The sequence below is a fragment of the Sodalis sp. RH24 genome, from assembly GCF_047324145.1.
In the GTDB taxonomy this organism is placed as follows: domain Bacteria; phylum Pseudomonadota; class Gammaproteobacteria; order Enterobacterales; family Enterobacteriaceae; genus Acerihabitans.
The window spans coordinates 2,450,763-2,468,788 of sequence record NZ_CP178729.1; the positions used below are offsets into that span (position 1 = coordinate 2,450,763).

Consider the following 18,026-nt stretch of genomic DNA (forward strand, 5'->3'; position numbering starts at 1 on the left):
ATCGAATTTTTGGATGCCACAATAAATGGATAAGTGCGTTAATTCAAAATTTACCTCAGTTCGTTTTTAAAAAGTCTTGACCTGAATTAAAATGCACTCATCGCAGCCAATATACCCGAAGTTGTCGGCTATGAGTGCCGATTTTAGGTATCTGACGATAAATCATTTTCAGTATTCAGAGCGGCGTTTTCCTGAGAACTCATTGGGCTATCTATCTCCTTTTGCCAGGCATCCTCTATAAAAATAAATTTTGCGACTTCACCACGCGCAATAATATATTGCTGTTTATCGTCTAAAATCACGTTTGTTGGAGAACCCGAATTTCCTGCGATCTCCACACGTTGACCATTGTACGCGAAAGGAGGCAATTTCAACATATCCAACCGATCGGTCTTAGTGAGCTGGATATTGACAGTAAAATTTTCCGCTAAGTAACCAAATAATTTCTCCGGGAAATTATTTAATTCATTAATATTAGCCTTGCCATTTATAAACTTCATTGAACGAGAGGATAATCCATTGACTGTGTAACCCAATCTGGTTGTTGGAGGGTTGAGCGTTAACGAGGTAACAATAACATTTCTTATAATAATATCCGCTCTGGCGGCCCGGTCTATCTGCCTGATATTGATATGGAATTTATTCATTCCAGCAGGGTTAATACGGCCTCTTGCTAATTGATAATGAATAATATCTGTTGACGTAGTCACCCGCAAATAGCATTCAAGCGGACTGACATTTTGGGAGGAAGAATAAATAAAACCATAACCACCATGCAATGCAGGATAAATAGTTGTAGGTAGAATTCTCTCGGGGTCATAATAACCCACTACCGTCGTTACCGGAACGCCAAATTGGCGAGGTACCCGCGTTCCTAACGCATCATTTTTTTCACGCGAGTGCCAAAGATTATTTTCAGCCACATAGCGTGTCGAATCCCCAGTTCTATAGATAATGGGAGTATTATTAACCATCACCGTCACGTCCCATGTTGCCCGGTTAGTGAAAGAAATAATCCGACCAAGGCTAATCGCTCTTGCAGCAGGAAAGCTAATATTACTGGTCCATGCACCATCACGAACTATAATTTCAACTTCTTGAAATCTTTGTAAAATAGTGCTTAGTTCAGCACCAGAAGGATCATTCCCCAGCCGCGTCAATTGTTGTTGAGTGTCGATGCGATAAATAGTATCATCTGTGTAAATAGGTGGATAAAAGGGCAACATGACATTTGGATCAATTAAGCCATTTACAGTTTTAACGCCACAATTGGCATTTTCAAAATCTCCTTCATTTTTATTTGACACTGAACCGCAGCCACGCTCACAATCGCATTTATCTTCACAATTATTTTTATTACGATGGGGGCACGCTCTCTTTTCTTCTTGTTGTAAAATAATCTCAAGAGTATTCGAGTTAAAGGGTAAATTGTCAGCGAGTATTATCCAATTCCTATTTCTTACTATAAAAATACTACTATTCCTGTATGAGACTCGATGAGATTGATTACCAATAATAATAAACATATCTGATTGTGCATCACTATCTACCCAAACGATGCTACCCTCGAGTTGTGCGTCTGCCGTAGGGAGATGAACATTACGAATCCAATTACCGTTACTGGGTATTAGTTGCACAATGCCCATGCGTATAAGCTGTGTTCTGATAAAGTTGCCACTGGTATCATTGGCTATAGCATTAAACTGCGCTTGATGGGAAATAATAACACTAGGTGGCCTGACATAGTTAACGTAATTAATATATCTCAGACTTTGTGGATCCCAAATTTTAAAACCAGTCGGTGAACTGCTTGAGAAAACAGCGTGCCGCTCAATAAAATTTTGTATGACATTAAGGACATATGGCGTATGTAACGCATAATAAGATAAAGGAGAACTTGCATGTCCTGATGCCATCACATCAGTATTAAAACGGTTGCCTTGGAAGGGGGGAATACTACCGCCGCAACAATTTTGGTTTCCTCCTTTATCCCAGAAAAAGTTGGCGATAAATCGGTTAAGATCGCGATCCCAACCCCATGCGGCGTTAACACCATTAACACTAGGGCGTTGATGGGATGAACCTCGCCATTGTCCAGGATAATGACCGAGGCTATATGCGTGGCCTGCTTCATGACTCCATTCTTCTCCTGAAGAATCTTCGATAGTAAGCATTCCATTTCCACCGCTTCCACCATGTACTATAATTCCATTCTGATAGCGCCCACGTGAATTATGCGCAGTAATTTGAAATGCAACATAATTATCCGGTATTTCAATAGACCCATCAGAGCTATTAATACCATAATTTGCGCAATTGATACCTTGGGATATCAGAAACTTACCAATATATTCACGCATATCCCCTGTATGCCAACTACCATTGTCCGCCGATTGGCTTGTATAGATGACACCATTTGGCATGACTACACGTGTAAGATGGATGGGTTCGTATTCTCCAACAATAAGACGGCTAACGGGAATTTTTTGATAATAATCTCGATGTAAACTGGGCTGATTAGCAAAATCAAAACGATCGCGGGGGGTTACCAACATTCCGATATCGATTGTTTGGATAATCACTTCATTGGGAGCACCAATAACAATATTATTTAGACTACCAGATTGATTGCCGGCTTCAAATAAAAGCCTTAGACCAGGGTTTATCCAAGTCGCGGGTAATATAACCGACCACATATTGCGAGCATAAATTATATTTGTGATAGCAGGTGAATCAACCGTCGGCAACTGAGCAGGGGGTACCAGGTCCAAAACACCGAGTCTAACGCCATCAGCACGCGTTCCAGTTACGGAAATCGATGGCGGAAGCGTTACTCGGGGCTGTACCAGTAATAGGGTATCTCGTTGGGCCACCAAACGCGGACGGATATCATGCGGGGTTGCTCTTTGATACAACGTAATATTTTGCGCATAACATATTCTGGCTTCAAAATTACCAGTGAGATCACTTGTTGCCGGTAATTCATCAAATGCAAAGTTATTTAATATTTCCATTATGCTTACCTCATATAACATCTCTAATTAAATAGATGGATAAAGGCATATGACAATGCTTATATTCCATGGCTATATTAAGTGTTTATATTCAGTGAGTATGGCATTTGGTTGCATTCTAATCAATTTCAAAATTTAGTATCTCTATGTTATCCTCTGCTAATATATGCAATTCGAGACGATCATGCTTAAATTTGTGATCAGAGACAAAACTATTCTGTATTCAGATTGGACGCTTCTCCGGAATGCGTTAGCTAAATTAGTGGCGCTCGGACCTTTATTACCCGGAGGCCAAGTATAACCGGCATCCAGCCTGATTATGGATTTCGACTTCTCTTAATATATCTGCGCTGCGATTCCACTGAAAAATAACAGTATTTGCAGATGCGTCGGGTAGTGGTAAAACCTGCATGGCTATGTCATGCAATGTCAGGCCACGCTTGCCGGGCGTGATGTGCTGTTATGCCACGGATGCCTGGTTTATTGAAATGTATGTTCCAAGGCCCGCTGCCCGATCTTTAATAATCTTGAAAACCTTTAATCAAAGAGAGGATTTCGGGTAGCTTCCAAGGGGGATAAGAGCAGGACCAGGCAAAATAGGCGTAAAAAAATCCAGGAACGCAAACTTTCCCGGATTTTTGCACAGTATAAAAATTTTTCTAGATTTCCGGCGCGGCTCCTGAGCTGAGGGAGCCATCAGCCAATCTTAATCAGACTTGATTATTTCTTTTTCTTGGCCTTGGCGTTCGGCAGGTCGGTAATGCTGCCTTCATACACTTCCGCCGCCAGGCCGACCGATTCGTGCAGCGTCGGATGGGCATGGATGGTCAGCGCAATATCCTCAGCGTCGCAACCCATCTCGATGGCCAGGCCGATTTCGCCCAGCAGCTCGCCGCCGTTGACGCCGACCACCGCGCCGCCGATCACCCGATGGCTTTCTTTATCGAATATCAGCTTGGTGACGCCGTCCTGGCAGTCGGAAGCGATGGCGCGGCCGGACGCCGCCCAGGGGAAGGTGGCCACTTCGTAGCTGATGCCTTTTTCCTTCGCTTCTTTCTCGGTCACGCCGACCCAGGCCACTTCCGGCTCGGTATAGGCAATCGAGGGGATGACCTTGGGATCGAAGTAATGTTTCTTGCCGGCGATAACTTCCGCCGCCACGTGGCCCTCGTGAGTGCCTTTGTGCGCCAGCATCGGCTGGCCGACGATATCGCCGATGGCATAGATATGCGGCACATTGGTGCGCAGCTGTTTATCGACGCGGATAAAACCGCGATCGTCCACTTCCACCCCGGCCTTGCCGGCGTCAAGCAGCTTGCCGTTCGGCACGCGGCCGATAGCCACCAGCACCGCATCGTAGCGCTGCGGCTCGGCGGGCGCCTTCTTGCCTTCCATGGTGACGTAAATGCCGTCTTCCTTGGCTTCCACCGTGGTCACCTTGGTTTCCAGCATCAGGTTGAACTGCTTGCTGATGCGTTTGGTGTAGACCTTGACGATATCCTTATCCGCCACCGGGATCACCTGATCGAACATTTCGACCACGTCGATTTTGGAGCCGAGCGCATAATACACCGTGGCCATTTCCAGGCCGATAATGCCGCCGCCCATGACCAGCAGCTTTTCCGGCACGGTGCGCAGCGCCAGCGCGTCGGTGGAATCCCATACGCGCGGGTCGTCATGGGGAATAAACGGCAAGGTGATCGGCCGCGAGCCGGCGGCGATGATCGCATTGTCGAAATTGATGGTGGTGGTGCCTTTTTCGCCCTCCACCACCAGGGTGTTGGCGCCGGTAAATTTACCCACTCCGTGCACGACATTCACTTTACGGGCTTTGGCCATACCGGTCAGTCCGCCGGTCAACTGGTTGACAACCCGTTCTTTCCAGGTACGTACTTTATCGATATCGGTTTTCGGTTCACCAAAAGTGATGCCGTTTTCGCTTAGCGCTTTTGCTTCTTCAATCACCTTGGCGACATGCAGCAGCGCCTTGGAAGGAATACAGCCCACGTTCAGGCAAACACCGCCCAGTGTCGCGTAACGTTCGACCAGCACGGTCTCCAGACCTAAATCGGCGCAACGGAAGGCGGCGGAATATCCCCCCGGGCCCGCCCCAAGTACCACGACCTGGGTTTTGATTTCAGTACTCATCATGACCTCTTAGTTGTTTGACCAGCGGTAAGGCGTTAATTTTCTGACGAATTAAAGGCATAACGCGCCGATACCACCGGGACGCCTCCATCAAAACCAGTTTACAGAAATGTTAATAATCTGCAAAGCGGGTTCGGACGGCGCGTGACCTGTTTGCCCTGCCGGGGGAAAATGCGCCCAACCGGCAGCGTCACATTAAACAATCAGGCCGGCCCTGGGGCCGGCCTCGGGCTTACATCACCAGACGACGAATATCGGACATTACGTTGTTGATGAAACTGATAAACCGGGCACCCGCCGCGCCGTCGATGACGCGATGGTCATAGGACAGGGACAGCGGCAGCATCAGGCGCGGCGTAAATTCCTTACCGTTCCATACCGGTTTCATCGCCGATTTGGACACGCCGAGGATCGCTACTTCCGGCGCGTTGACGATAGGCGTAAACGCCGTGCCGCCGATGCCGCCAAGGCTTGAGATGGTGAAACATCCGCCCTGCATATCGGAGGACGTCAGTTTACCGTCACGCGCCTTTTTCGAGATCTCCGCCAGTTCGCGCGACAGCTCAAAGATACCCTTCTTATTCACGTCGCGGAACACCGGCACCACCAGGCCATTCGGCGTATCCACCGCCACGCCGATATTGATGTATTTCTTCAGCGTCAGCTTCTGCGCATCCTCGGACAGCGAGCTGTTAAAGCGCGGCAGTTCCTCCAGCGCCTTGGCCACGGCCTTCATGATAAACACCAGCGGGGTGATTTTCACATCCAGCTTTTTCTTTTCCGCTTCGGCGTTCTGCTGTTTACGGAAGTTTTCCACTTCAGTGATATCCGCCTCGTCGAATTGCGTGACGTGCGGGATCATGACCCAGTTGCGATGCAGGTTGGCGCCGGAAATTTTCTGGATGCGGCCCAGTTCGACTTCTTCCGTATCGCCGAATTTGCTGAAATCCACCTTCGGCCACGGCAGCAGGCCCGGCAGAGAGCCGCCGGCGCCGGCTGCGGGAGCGGCCTCGGCGCGTTTTACCGCATCCTTGACGTAGGCCTGGATATCTTCGCGCAGGATACGGCCTTTACGTCCGGTCCCCTTCACCTTGCCGAGATTAACGCCGAACTCACGCGCCAAACGACGGATAACCGGCGTGGCGTGCACATAGGCGTCGTTTTCGGCAAACTCGCTCTTGCCCTCGGTTTTAGGCTGGGCCGCCGCCGCGGCGTTTTTATTGGCCTGCGATGCGGGCGCCGGCGCCGCGGCGGCGGCGGTCTCGGTCTTCTCCGCGGCCGGAGCCGCGCCTTCCACCTCAAAGACCATGATCAGGGTACCGGTGCTAACCTTGTCGCCGGTGCTGATTTTGATCTCTTTAACCGTGCCGGCGAACGGTGCCGGGACTTCCATCGAGGCTTTATCGCCTTCAACGGTAATCAGCGACTGCTCGGCGCTGACCTTGTCGCCGACCTTAACCATCACTTCGGTCACTTCCACTTCGTCGCCGCCGATATCCGGCACATTGACGTCTTTCGTGCCGCCGGATTGAGCCGGCGCGGCAGCGGCCGGCTTGCTGTCCTGGGCCGGCGCGGCGGATGCGCCACCCGCGCCCGCCACTTCAAACACCATAATCAACGAACCGGTGCTGACTTTATCGCCGGTATTGACCTTGATTTCAGTGACTTTACCGGCAAACGGCGCCGGGACTTCCATCGAGGCTTTGTCGCCTTCGACAGTGATCAGCGACTGTTCGGCCGCCACGGTATCGCCGACCTTGACCAGCACTTCGGTCACTTCCACTTCGTCGCCGCCGATATCCGGCACCTCGACATTTTTACTTTCCGCTGCGCCGCCCGACTGCGGTTTCGCCTCGGCGGGCTTGGCATCGTTTGACGCCTCGGCCTTGGCCGGCGCGCTGTCTTCCGTCGCGCCGCCCTGGTCTTCAAAGACCATGATAAGCTTGCCGGTGGTGACTTTATCGCCCACCGCCACTTTCAGCTCTTTGACCACCCCCGCCTGCGGCGAGGGTACTTCCATAGAGGCCTTGTCGCCTTCGACGGTGATAAGCGATTGTTCGGCGTCAACCTTGTCGCCCACGCTGACCAGCACTTCGGTGACTTCAACTTCATCGGTACCGATATCCGGTACGTTAATTTCAATAGCCATTGATTTCTCTACCTCTTATGCCAAACGCGGGTTAACTTTGTCCGCGTCGATGCCGAACTTGGCGATCGCCTTGGCGACCACATCGGCGTCGATTTCGCCACGCTTGGCCAGTTCGCCCAGCGCCGCCACGACCACGTAAGACGCATCCACTTCAAAATGATGACGCAGGTTTTCGCGGCTGTCGGAACGACCGAAGCCATCCGTACCCAATACCCGGAATTCGCTGGCCGGGATAAAGTTGCGGATTTGTTCGGCAAACAGTTTCATATAGTCGGTGGAGGCCACCGCCGGCGCATCGCTCATGATCTGGGCGACATAAGGCACACGCGGTTTTTCAGCCGGGTGCAGCATGTTCCAGCGTTCACAATCCTGCCCGTCGCGCGCCAGTTCGGTAAAGGAGGTCACGCTATAGACATCGGAGCCGACGCCGTAGTCCCGGGAAAGGATCCCGGCGGCTTCGCGCACGTGGCGCAGGATGGCGCCGGAGCCCATCAGCTGAACCTTGCCTTTGGCGCCGTCAAGGGTTTCCAGTTTATAGATACCCTTGCGGATCCCCTCTTCCGCGCCTTCGGGCATGGCCGGCATATGGTAGTTTTCGTTCAGCGTGGTCAGGTAGTAATAGACGTTTTCCTGCGCCTCGCCGTACATACGGGTCAGGCCGTCATGCATGATGACCGCCACTTCATAGGCGTACGCCGGATCGTAGGAGATACAGTTCGGGATGGTCAGCGACTGGATATGGCTATGGCCGTCCTCGTGCTGCAGACCTTCGCCGTTCAGGGTGGTGCGCCCCGACGTGCCGCCGATCAGGAAGCCGCGCGCCTGCTGGTCGCCCGCCGCCCAGCACAAATCGCCGATACGCTGGAAGCCGAACATGGAGTAGTAGATATAAAACGGGATCATCGGCAAGTCGTTGGTGCTGTAGGACGTTGCCGCCGCCAGCCAGGACGACGCCGCGCCCAGTTCATTAATCCCTTCCTGCAGAATCTGGCCTTTCTCGTCTTCACGGTAATAAGCGACCTGCTCACGGTCCTGCGGGGTGTACTGCTGGCCGTTCGGGCTGTAGATGCCGATCTGGCGGAACAACCCTTCCATACCGAAGGTACGCGCTTCATCGGCGATAATCGGCACCAGGCGATCCTTGATCGACGGGTTCTTCAGCATCACGTTCAGTACACGGACAAAAGCGATGGTGGTGGAGATTTCTTTTTTCTGTTCTTCCAGCAGCGCGCCGAAGTCCGCCAGGGTCGGCAGCTCCAGCGGCTTGGTAAAGTTCTTCAGGCGGGTCGGCAGGTAACCGTGCAGCGCCTTGCGGCGGGCATGCAGGTATTCATACTCTTCCGAACCTTCCTTGAAGGTGATATAGGGCAGTTGCTCGATGGTCTCATCGGACACCACCGGGGACAGATTGAAACGATCGCGGAAATAGCGCACGCCGTCGATGTTCATTTTCTTGACCTGGTGGGCAATGTTCATGCCTTCCGCGGTCTCGCCCATGCCGTAGCCTTTAATGGTATGGGCCAGGATGACGATAGGCTTGCCGGTGGTCTTCTGCGCTTTTTGCAGCGCGGCGAAAACTTTTTTCGGATCGTGTCCGCCGCGGTTCAATGCCCAGACTTCGTCGTCGCTCATATCCTTGACCAGCGCGGCGGTTTCCGGATACTTACCAAAGAAATGCTCGCGCACATAGGCGCCGTTCTTCGATTTAAAGGTCTGGTAGTCGCCGTCGACGGTTTCGTTCATCAGTTGGATAAGCTTGCCGCTGGTATCCTTGCGCAACAGTTCATCCCAACGGCTGCCCCAGATGACCTTAATGACTTCCCAGCCGGCGCCGCCGAAGATACCTTCCAGCTCGTTGATGATTTTGCCGTTGCCGGTAACCGGGCCGTCCAGGCGCTGCAGGTTACAGTTGATGATAAAGACCAGGTTGTCCAGCTTTTCGCGGGTGGCGATGGTGATCGCGCCCTTGGATTCCGGTTCGTCCATTTCACCGTCGCCCAGGAAAGCGTATACCGTCTGCGCGGTGGTGTTTTTCAGGCCGCGGTGGTTGAGGTATTTGAGGAATTTAGCCTGATAGATGGCGCTGATCGGCCCCAGGCCCATGGAAACGGTCGGGAACTGCCAGAACTCAGGCAGCAGCTTGGGATGCGGATAGGAAGGCAGGCCTTTGCCGTGGACTTCCTGGCGGAAATTATTCATCTGGTCTTCGGTCAGGCGGCCTTCGATAAAGGCGCGGGCGTAGATCCCGGGGGAAATATGGCCCTGGAAGTACACCAGATCGCCGCCGTCCTGATCGTTGCGCGCACGGAAGAAGTGGTTGAAGCAGACTTCATAAATGGTGGCGGACGACTGGAACGACGCCATGTGGCCGCCCAAATCCAAATCTTTCTTCGATGCGTGCAGTACCGCCATAACGGCGTTCCAGCGGATAGCGGAGCGAATGCGGCGCTCCAATTCCAGATTGCCGGGATACTCAGGCTCGTCTTCAACCGGAATGCTGTTGATATAATTACGGCCCGAGGCACCGGCAGCGATGCTGACGCCACCTTTACGCGCGCCATCAAGTACCTGATCAATCAGGAACTGTGCGCGCTCAATACCCTCTTCACGGATAACCGATTCGATCGCCTGTAGCCAGTCGCGTGTTTCGATCGGATCCACGTCATTGTATAAACGTTCTGACATGGTGGTGTTCCTTATCTATCGCTATTAAATTGATTTAGTTGGAGCCTGTCTTCCTGTGCTCGTTGGCGCCGATGCGTTAGAACACACGAAGACAGGCTCATTATTTCGTTGCCGTTTTATCCCCGTCATACTTCAAGTTGCAGGTGCGTTGGCATTCCTCACTCACCCCGGTCGCTTACTTGAGTAAGCTCCCGGGGATTCGCTGTGTCGCCGCCTTCCTGCAACTCGAATTATTTAGGGCATAGCTCCCGTCGCCGGAGGCTTAGTCCTTGCGTTGCTGGAGCCGGCGCAGCGATCGTTCGCGCCTGCTGTGTTCCCGACTGAGGTCCAGCAAAATTTCCTCAATAAACGCCAGATGGCGGTGAGAAGCTTCGCGCGCTTTTTCCGGCTCGCGTGCCACTATCGCCGCGAAGATCCCGGCGCGGTGACTGCTCACCTGCGCCAGCATTTCCCGGCGCGAGTAGAGCAATTCAAAATTCTGACGTACGTTTTTTTCCAGCATCGGCCCCATACAGCGCACCAAATGCAATAAAACCGCATTATGGGCGGCTTCGGTGACGGCGATTTGATACTGCAGTACGGCATCGGCTTCGGCGTCGAGATCGCCGTTTTCCTGGGCCTGCTGGATAATCTGGTGGCAATCGCGAATGCGGTCGAGGTCCTCTTCCGTACCGCGCAGCGCGGCGTAATAAGCGGCAATCCCCTCGAGGGCATGGCGCGTTTCCAGCAGATCGTATTGTGATTCCGGGTGTTCGGCCAGCAGTTCAGCCAGTGGGTCGCTGAAGCTTTGCCAAAGATTGCTTTGAACAAATGTCCCGCCGCCCTGGCGGCGCAGGAGCAGGCCTTTGCCTTCGAGACGCTGGATGGCTTCCCTTAGGGAGGGACGGGAAACGTCGAACTGTTTGGCGAGTTCGCGCTCCGGCGGCAGCTTTTCACCGGGACGCAACGTCCCTTCCAGAATCAAATATTCCAGTTGCTGCTCGATGACATCCGAAAGTTTTGCCTGGCGGATTTTACTATAGGCCATTTATAATCATCTTTGCGATTGGCGCGGAGTCAATTGGTAATACCAATTTCATAAACGTGACGCTAAAGTAACAAAGTATTCACCTCCTGTCCATGACGGCTTTGACCTAAATCATGAAACACCGCACATTTAAACAATTGCACTAAGCTTGTGCTGCAATTTGATAACTATCCAGTTCCATCCACTGAATTTGAGAAATGACATATTTAACCATTTTGCAACGTTCAATCCTCCAAGCTGAACCGTTTGAGCCAATATTTTAGATTAAATAATAAGCAAATATTGCCTGGCAAAGTGTAACAATAACATTGTTGCTACATCTTTTTTTACAACATCCTTTTTTTACCGCCTCTCCTGGAAAATGCGTCAGATCATGCGGGTTTTGTATTTTCCCGTCCGACCCCATAAATCAGGTGCAAACTTTTTTGCATACCACTATTCTTGTGCCAACGACAGCCCGCGACAAAAAATAGCTCGACGGCTAACGTAAAATATAACGTACATAAAACGTAATGCAGGGATTACAGACCGCAATTTTACACTGGGATGGTCCGCAGACCGTACTAAAAGAGGATTTTCGATGGATGGTAAACAGCGCGGAGAGACGCTGAAACGCGGGCTAAAAAACCGCCATATTCAGCTTATTGCCTTAGGTGGCGCGATCGGCACGGGCTTGTTCCTGGGGATTGCCCAAACGATTAAAATGGCCGGTCCGTCGGTGATCCTGGGCTATGCCATCGGCGGCTTTATCGCCTTTCTCATTATGCGTCAATTAGGGGAAATGGTGGTCGAGGAACCGGTAGCCGGTTCGTTCAGCCATTTTGCCTATAAATACTGGGGCGATTTTGCCGGCTTTGCTTCCGGCTGGAATTACTGGGTGCTGTACGTACTGGTCGCCATGGCGGAACTGACCGCCGTGGGCATTTATATGAATTACTGGTGGCCGGGCCTGCCGACCTGGATCTCAGCGGCACTATTTTTTATCGTCATTAACGTCATCAACCTCGCCAACGTCAAGGTGTACGGCGAGATGGAATTTTGGTTTGCCATTATCAAAGTCGTCGCCATTATCGCGATGATTGTGTTTGGCGCCTGGTTGCTGATAAGCGGCCACGGCGGCCCGGACGCCAGCGTGACCAACCTCTGGGCCCAGGGCGGGTTCTTCCCCAATGGCGTCAGCGGCCTGATTATGGCGATGGCGGTCATCATGTTTTCGTTCGGCGGCCTGGAGCTGGTGGGCATTACCGCCGCCGAAGCCGATAACCCGGAGCAAAGCATACCCAAAGCCACCAACCAGGTCATCTATCGCATCCTGCTGTTTTATATCGGCTCGCTGGCTATTCTGCTGTCGTTGTATCCCTGGAGCAAAGTGGTGGAAGGCGGCAGTCCCTTTGTGCTGATTTTCCATGCGCTCAACAGCGACTGGGTGGCGACCATCCTTAACCTGGTGGTGCTGACCGCTGCGCTATCGGTATACAACAGCTGCGTCTACAGCAACAGCCGTATGCTGTACGGCCTGGCGCGCCAGGGCAACGGCCCAAGGCTGCTGGCGGCGGTCGATCGTCGTGGCGTACCGGTCATGGCGATCGGCGTGTCGGCCCTGGCGACCGCCGTTTGCGTGCTGATCAACTATCTGATGCCCGGAAAAGCCTTCGGCCTGTTGATGGCGCTGGTGGTTTCCGCCCTGGTCATCAACTGGGGCATGATAAGCCTGGCGCACCTGAAGTTTCGCCGCGCCATGGCCCGCCAGGCCAGGGTGACGAAATTCCAGGCGCTGTGGTACCCGTTCGGCAACTATCTGTGCCTGCTGTTTATGGCGGCGATCCTGGTGGTGATGCTGATGACCCCCGGCATGGAAATTTCGGTCTACCTGATCCCGGTGTGGCTTTGCCTGCTCGGCATCGGCTTTTATTTTAAACAGAAAAATCAGCGCGCGTCCGGCGAACTGAGCCGTTAAGCCGCCTTCTGCGCGGCCTGGCTGGCCGCGCAAAGTTCTTTCCGCCGGCCTGCGCGACAAAATGCCGGCGCCTTCACAAATTTCCCGTTATGACCCGTTTGTCCATTTCATCAACCCGATCCTGCCGATCCTTTCACGCCGAATAGGCCAATACTGCCTGTTGTACTTCATGTCTTGTTTACAACGGAGAGTAGATCCATGAAAACACAGGCTTTGTCATTAACGGAAAAAATTGGTTTCGGCATGGGAGATGCCGGCTGCAATATGGTATGGGGTTCCATTACCATGTTCCTGGCCTATTTTTACACCGACGTTTTCGGCCTGGCGCCGGCCCTGGTGGGCGTATTGCTGCTGTCGGTGCGCATTATAGACGCGGTCACCGACCCGATCATGGGCGCCATCGCCGATCGCACGCGCTCCAAATGGGGCCGGTTCCGGCCTTATCTGCTGTGGCTGTCGGTGCCGTTCGCGGTGTTCAGCATTTTAATGTACACCACGCCGGACTGGAGCTACGGCGCCAAAGTGGTGTATGCCTTCGCCACCTATTTCCTGATGTCGCTGATTTACACCGCCATTAATATTCCCTACTGTTCACTCGGCGGAGTGATTTCCAGCGATCCGCAGGAGCGGGTCTCCTGCCAGTCCTGGCGTTTTATCCTGGTCGGCGTGGCGACGTTGATTATTTCGCTCACCCTGCTGCCGATGGTGGATTGGTTTGGCGGCGGCAACCGGGCCAAGGGGTTTCAATGGGCGATGACGGTGTTATCGATTATCGGTTGCCTGATGTTTTTATTCTGCTTCGCCACCGTGCGCGAACGCGTTAAACCGGCGATCCCGACCCATGACGCGCTGAAGGCCGATCTGCGCGATATCTGGAAAAACGACCAATGGGTACGCATTCTGCTGCTGACCTTCTTTAACGTTTGTCCCGGTTTTATCCGCATGGCGGCCACCATGTACTACGTGACCTATGCCATGGATAAAACCTCCGGGTTCGCCAGTATGTTTATCAGCCTGGGGGTCGTGGGCATGATGATCGGCAGTTGGCTGGCCAAACCGTTGACCGACCGCTTTTGCAAGCTGAAGGTATTTTTCTGGACCAATATTATCCTGGCGCTGTTTTCCTGCGGTTTCTATTTCCTTGATCCGCATCTGACCACGCTTATCCTGGTGATGTATTTCCTGCTCAATATCCTGCACCAGATCCCCTCGCCGTTGCACTGGTCGCTCATGGCGGACGTCGATGACTACGGCGAGTGGAAAACCGGCAAACGCATTACCGGCATCAGCTTTTCCGGCAATTTGTTTTTCCTGAAGGTCGGACTGGCGGTGGCCGGCGCCTTTGTCGGTTTTATCCTGTCCGCCTATGGCTATCGCGGTGACGCCATCACGCAAAGTCCCGGCGCCGTCCAGGGCATCGTGCTGCTGTTTACCGTGATCCCGGGCGTCGGTTATCTTATCACCGCGGGCGTGGTCAGGCTGCTGAAAGTGGATCGGCAACTGATGCGGCAAATCCAGGACGATCTGGAAAAACGCCGGGAGAATTATCATGAACTGGGCGCCTGGCGCGAGGACTCCCTGCTGGAAACCAAACATCCGTAAACCGCAGAATAAACAGGAGACGCTATCATGACCGAAGGACATTGGCCGAACCCACTGATAGAGCAGCGCGCCGACCCCTTTATCTACCGCCATCACGACGGGTACTACTATTTTATCGCCTCGGTGCCGGAATACGACCGGCTGGAGATCCGCCGCGCGACCACGCTTGCCGGCCTGGCGCGGGCCGAGCCGGCGGTGATATGGCGCAAGCCGGCCACCGGCGAAATGAGCGCGTTGATCTGGGCGCCTGAACTGCATGTTATCGACGGGAAATGGATTATTTATTTTGCCGCCGCCAAAACGCCTGACATTGTCGACGGGCTGTTCCAGCATCGTATGTTTGCGCTGGAGTGCGCCGATGACAATCCATTAACCGGGCGATGGCGTGAAAAAGGCCGCATCATAACGCCGCTCGATACCTTTTCGCTGGATGCGACGCATTTTGTCCACCGGGACAAGCATTATTACCTGTGGGCGCAGAAAGATCCGGCTATTCGGGGCAACTCCAATCTTTACCTGGCCGAACTGGCGACGCCCACCTCGCTTAACACCGCGCCGGTGATGATTAGCCGTCCTGAACTGCCGTGGGAAACCATCGGTTTTTGGGTTAACGAGGGGCCGGCGTTTATCCGCCACGGGCGACGGCTGTTTATTACCTATTCGGCCAGCGCCACCGACGAGAATTATTGTATCGGTTTGCTGTGGGCCGACGCTGACGCCGATATTACCGACCCGGCGCAGTGGCATAAGCTGCCGCAGCCGGTGTTCCGCACCCATAGGCGACACCGGCAGTTCGGGCCGGGCCATAACAGCTTTACCATTGGGGAACGGGGCGAGGATGTGCTGGTCTATCACGCCCGCCCGTATACGGAAATTACCGGCGATCCGTTGTACGACCCCAACCGGCATACCCGGGTTAAAGCCTTTGACTGGGATGAGGACGGCATGCCCCGCTTTGGCGAACCACCGGCGGACACCGCGGGTTAGCCGGGCGGATAACCACGCCGGGCGGTGGCGCTGACGGCGTTAAACCAGCGCGCCGTAGATGGTCAGCAGCGCCACCACCACCACAATCACCTGGGTGATTTTTTTCGCCAGCGATACCGCCGCGCGCGGCGTCAGCACGTCGTCCAGATGCGGTTCCCGCGCCAGCGAGAACTGTGCCAGCCGGGTTAATACCTGATATTGGCCGGTATGCACATCCGCCAGGGACGCAAACCATGCGGGCAGCGCTTTTTCACCGTGTCCCAGCAGCGCGTAGGCCACCCCCGCCAGACGCACCGGAATCCAGTCCAGCCAGTGCAACAGCATATCGATGCCGGAACGCGCGCGCTTGAGTGGCGTGGAGCGGCGCGCCATCCAGGTTTGGTACGCGCGCAGGAAAGCATAGCCGGCCAGCGCCACCGGACCGTACGGGCCGCCGACCACCAGCCAGAACAGCGGCGCCAGGTAAAAACGGAAGTTTATCCACAACAGGGCGTTCTGCAGTTCGCGCAGACGCTCCTCTTTATCGCAATCCACCGGCAGGCCGTGGATCAAGGCCAGTTCTTCGCTCATGGCGTCGCAGGCGTGGCCGTCGCTGGCGGCCGCGGCCCGCAAATAGGCCCGATAGTGCTTACGGATGCCGCCGGCGCCGATGCATAACAGGGAAATGATGATCCACAGCACCAGCAACGGCACGCCAAAAAACCAGTTAGCCAGCAGCCGCAGGCACAGCGCCACGATAATCATCCAGCCCAGGGCCATTAAAACGGTCAGGGCCAGGGAGGCATGACGGATGCGGACAAACACCCGTTCCAGATGGTGATCCAGCTGCCAGTGCTCGCCCTGCTTGAACAGGCGTTCCCAGGCCAAAACCAATAGTAGCGTAAACAGCGTCATGAACCCTGACTCTCCTTCTTTATGTCCCCGCAGCGCGCAGCAACCAGCCGCAGGTAATGTTGCCACCGAAACGACGGCCCGGGATCGGTTTTACGCGCCGGGGCGATAGCGCTATGGCCGGTAATGCGCGCCGGCGTAATCGGATAATGCCGCATCAACAAGGCGGTCAGCGCGGCCAGCCGGTGGTACTGCGCGTCGGTGTAAGGGATATTATCGGTGCCTTCAAGCTCGATACCAATGGAAAAATCATTGCAGCGTTCCCGGCCGTCGAACGTCGATACGCCCGCATGCCAGGCGCGTTTATCAAACGGCACGTACTGGACAATTTCGCCGTCGCGGCGAATCAGGCAGTGCGCGGAAACCCGCAACTGATAAACCTGGCGGAAAAAGGGATGCGCCGCGGGATCGAGCGTGCCGGTAAAGAGCCGGTCGATATCCCCGCCGCCGAAGCGGCCCGGCGGCAGGCTGATATTATGCACGACCAATAGCGATGGCGCCTCGTGCGCGGGCCGCTCATCGCAATGCGGCGACAACACGTGCCTGACCCCCGGCACCCAGCCATTTTCCAACCGCATTATTCACCTCGCGCAGACCGGCGGTGGTACTTATCCCAGCAACAGAGTAGCATGTTTCTCCGATTCCCTTTATCCGCTATTTCGGAGTTTTTTATGCCGACACGCCGTTATAACGTCGAACGCCGCCGGGCCGAATTGCTTGAGCGTATTCAGCATGATATCCCCTTATCCGTCACCCAGGCCCTGCGCGAAGACCTGGGCGGCACCACCGACGCCAAAGCCGATATCACCGCCCGTTTGCTTGGGCAGGAGAGCGAGGCCAGCGCGGTGATCATCACCCGGGAAAACGGTATTTTCTGCGGCCAGCGCTGGTTGGAGGAAGTCTTTGCCCAGCTCGGCGGCGGTGTTTCCGTCGCGTGGCAGGTACAGGACGGCGATGCGATCCGCGTCAACCAGCCGCTGTGCCGTTTAAGCGGCCCCGCGCATCTGCTGCTCACCGGCGAGCGCACCGCGCTGAATTTTGTGCAGACGCTGTCCGGGGTGGCCAGCGAGGTCAAACGTTACGTTGATCTTCTGGCCGGCACCGGGACCCAACTGCTCGATACCCGCAAGACGCTGCCCGGCCTGCGCACCGCGCTGAAATACGCCGTGCTGTGCGGCGGCGGCGGCAATCACCGCCTGGGGCTGGCGGACGCCTTCCTGATCAAGGAAAACCATATCATCGCCGCCGGCTCTATCGCCAACGCGGTGGCCAACGCACTGGCCCTGCGCGACGATGTGCCGGTGGAGGTGGAAGTGGAAACCCTGGACGAGCTGCGCCAGGCGCTGGACGCCGGCGCCGATATCATCATGCTGGATAATTTTACGCCGGCCGATATGCAGCGGGCGGTGGCGGCCACACAAAAGCGCGCCCTGCTGGAAGTCTCGGGCAATGTCACGCTGGACACGCTCCGTGAATTTGCCCAAACCGGGGTGGACTATATCTCCGTGGGCGCGCTGACCAAACATATCCGCGCGCTGGACTTGTCGATGCGGTTCCAGTAGCCGG

General features: G+C 54.4%; 11 protein-coding genes. 4 read left to right on the forward strand and 7 right to left on the reverse strand.

Going from position 1 to position 18,026, the window contains the following annotated elements:
- Positions 1-143: 143 nt before the first annotated feature.
- The 5 genes from ACL2XG_RS11285 to pdhR form a co-directional block, all read right to left on the reverse strand.
- On the reverse strand, positions 144-3,014 hold the full coding sequence (locus ACL2XG_RS11285; RefSeq protein WP_413722148.1) for a M66 family metalloprotease: 2,871 nt from the start codon (positions 3,012-3,014) through the stop codon (positions 144-146).
- A 720-nt stretch (positions 3,015-3,734) separates the two neighbouring features.
- Positions 3,735-5,162, reverse strand: coding sequence for a dihydrolipoyl dehydrogenase (gene lpdA / locus ACL2XG_RS11290; RefSeq protein ID WP_413723545.1), 1,428 nt, complete (start codon positions 5,160-5,162; stop codon positions 3,735-3,737).
- 232 nt (positions 5,163-5,394) lie between these two features.
- Positions 5,395-7,311 carry a pyruvate dehydrogenase complex dihydrolipoyllysine-residue acetyltransferase gene (gene aceF, locus ACL2XG_RS11295; protein WP_413722147.1) on the reverse strand — a complete coding sequence of 639 codons (1,917 nt, stop codon included), beginning with the start codon at positions 7,309-7,311 and terminating at the stop codon, positions 5,395-5,397.
- Between the two features lie 15 nt (positions 7,312-7,326).
- A complete protein-coding gene (aceE, locus tag ACL2XG_RS11300; protein WP_410016395.1) occupies positions 7,327-9,996 on the reverse strand; it encodes a pyruvate dehydrogenase (acetyl-transferring), homodimeric type in 2,670 nt (889 codons plus the stop codon).
- A gap of 262 nt (positions 9,997-10,258) precedes the next feature.
- Positions 10,259-11,023, reverse strand: coding sequence for a pyruvate dehydrogenase complex transcriptional repressor PdhR (gene pdhR, locus ACL2XG_RS11305; RefSeq protein WP_162363949.1), 765 nt, complete (start codon positions 11,021-11,023; stop codon positions 10,259-10,261).
- 580 nt (positions 11,024-11,603) lie between these two features.
- Between pdhR and ACL2XG_RS11310 the strand changes: the two genes are divergently transcribed.
- The 3 genes from ACL2XG_RS11310 (at position 11,604) to ACL2XG_RS11320 (ending at position 15,569) form a co-directional block, all read left to right on the forward strand.
- Complete coding sequence (locus ACL2XG_RS11310) at positions 11,604-12,980, forward strand: amino acid permease (RefSeq protein ID WP_410016396.1); 1,377 nt, start codon at positions 11,604-11,606, stop codon at positions 12,978-12,980.
- 198 nt (positions 12,981-13,178) lie between these two features.
- Positions 13,179-14,582: a glycoside-pentoside-hexuronide (GPH):cation symporter gene (locus ACL2XG_RS11315; RefSeq protein WP_410016397.1), complete on the forward strand. Its 1,404-nt coding sequence runs from the start codon at positions 13,179-13,181 to the stop codon at positions 14,580-14,582.
- Between the two features lie 27 nt (positions 14,583-14,609).
- Positions 14,610-15,569: a family 43 glycosylhydrolase gene (locus ACL2XG_RS11320; RefSeq protein ID WP_410016398.1), complete on the forward strand. Its 960-nt coding sequence runs from the start codon at positions 14,610-14,612 to the stop codon at positions 15,567-15,569.
- A gap of 39 nt (positions 15,570-15,608) precedes the next feature.
- Here the strand turns inward: ACL2XG_RS11320 and ampE are convergent, their stop codons facing one another.
- Both ampE and ampD read right to left on the reverse strand, forming a co-directional pair.
- Complete coding sequence (gene ampE / locus ACL2XG_RS11325) at positions 15,609-16,463, reverse strand: beta-lactamase regulator AmpE (protein WP_410016399.1); 855 nt, start codon at positions 16,461-16,463, stop codon at positions 15,609-15,611.
- Positions 16,460-17,038: a 1,6-anhydro-N-acetylmuramyl-L-alanine amidase AmpD gene (ampD, locus tag ACL2XG_RS11330; RefSeq protein ID WP_413722146.1), complete on the reverse strand. Its 579-nt coding sequence runs from the start codon at positions 17,036-17,038 to the stop codon at positions 16,460-16,462. Before ampD ends, ampE begins: the two co-directional genes overlap by 4 nt.
- A gap of 93 nt (positions 17,039-17,131) precedes the next feature.
- On the opposite strand from ampD, the gene nadC reads away from it, so the two are divergent.
- A complete protein-coding gene (nadC, locus tag ACL2XG_RS11335; protein WP_413722145.1) occupies positions 17,132-18,022 on the forward strand; it encodes a carboxylating nicotinate-nucleotide diphosphorylase in 891 nt (296 codons plus the stop codon).
- Positions 18,023-18,026 lie beyond the last annotated feature (4 nt).

What these genes read in the sequence shown, in the direction of transcription:
- ACL2XG_RS11285 (WP_413722148.1), bottom strand. Translation starts at nt 3,014, where the DNA reads ATGGAAATATTAAATAACTTTGCATTTGATGAATTACCGGCAACAAGT.
- lpdA (WP_413723545.1), bottom strand. Translation starts at nt 5,162, where the DNA reads ATGAGTACTGAAATCAAAACCCAGGTCGTGGTACTTGGGGCGGGCCCG.
- aceF (WP_413722147.1), bottom strand. Translation starts at nt 7,311, where the DNA reads ATGGCTATTGAAATTAACGTACCGGATATCGGTACCGATGAAGTTGAA.
- aceE (WP_410016395.1), bottom strand. Translation starts at nt 9,996, where the DNA reads ATGTCAGAACGTTTATACAATGACGTGGATCCGATCGAAACACGCGAC.
- pdhR (WP_162363949.1), bottom strand. Translation starts at nt 11,023, where the DNA reads ATGGCCTATAGTAAAATCCGCCAGGCAAAACTTTCGGATGTCATCGAG.
- ACL2XG_RS11310 (WP_410016396.1), top strand. Translation starts at nt 11,604, where the DNA reads ATGGATGGTAAACAGCGCGGAGAGACGCTGAAACGCGGGCTAAAAAAC.
- ACL2XG_RS11315 (WP_410016397.1), top strand. Translation starts at nt 13,179, where the DNA reads ATGAAAACACAGGCTTTGTCATTAACGGAAAAAATTGGTTTCGGCATG.
- ACL2XG_RS11320 (WP_410016398.1), top strand. Translation starts at nt 14,610, where the DNA reads ATGACCGAAGGACATTGGCCGAACCCACTGATAGAGCAGCGCGCCGAC.
- ampE (WP_410016399.1), bottom strand. Translation starts at nt 16,463, where the DNA reads ATGACGCTGTTTACGCTACTATTGGTTTTGGCCTGGGAACGCCTGTTC.
- ampD (WP_413722146.1), bottom strand. Translation starts at nt 17,038, where the DNA reads ATGCGGTTGGAAAATGGCTGGGTGCCGGGGGTCAGGCACGTGTTGTCG.
- nadC (WP_413722145.1), top strand. Translation starts at nt 17,132, where the DNA reads ATGCCGACACGCCGTTATAACGTCGAACGCCGCCGGGCCGAATTGCTT.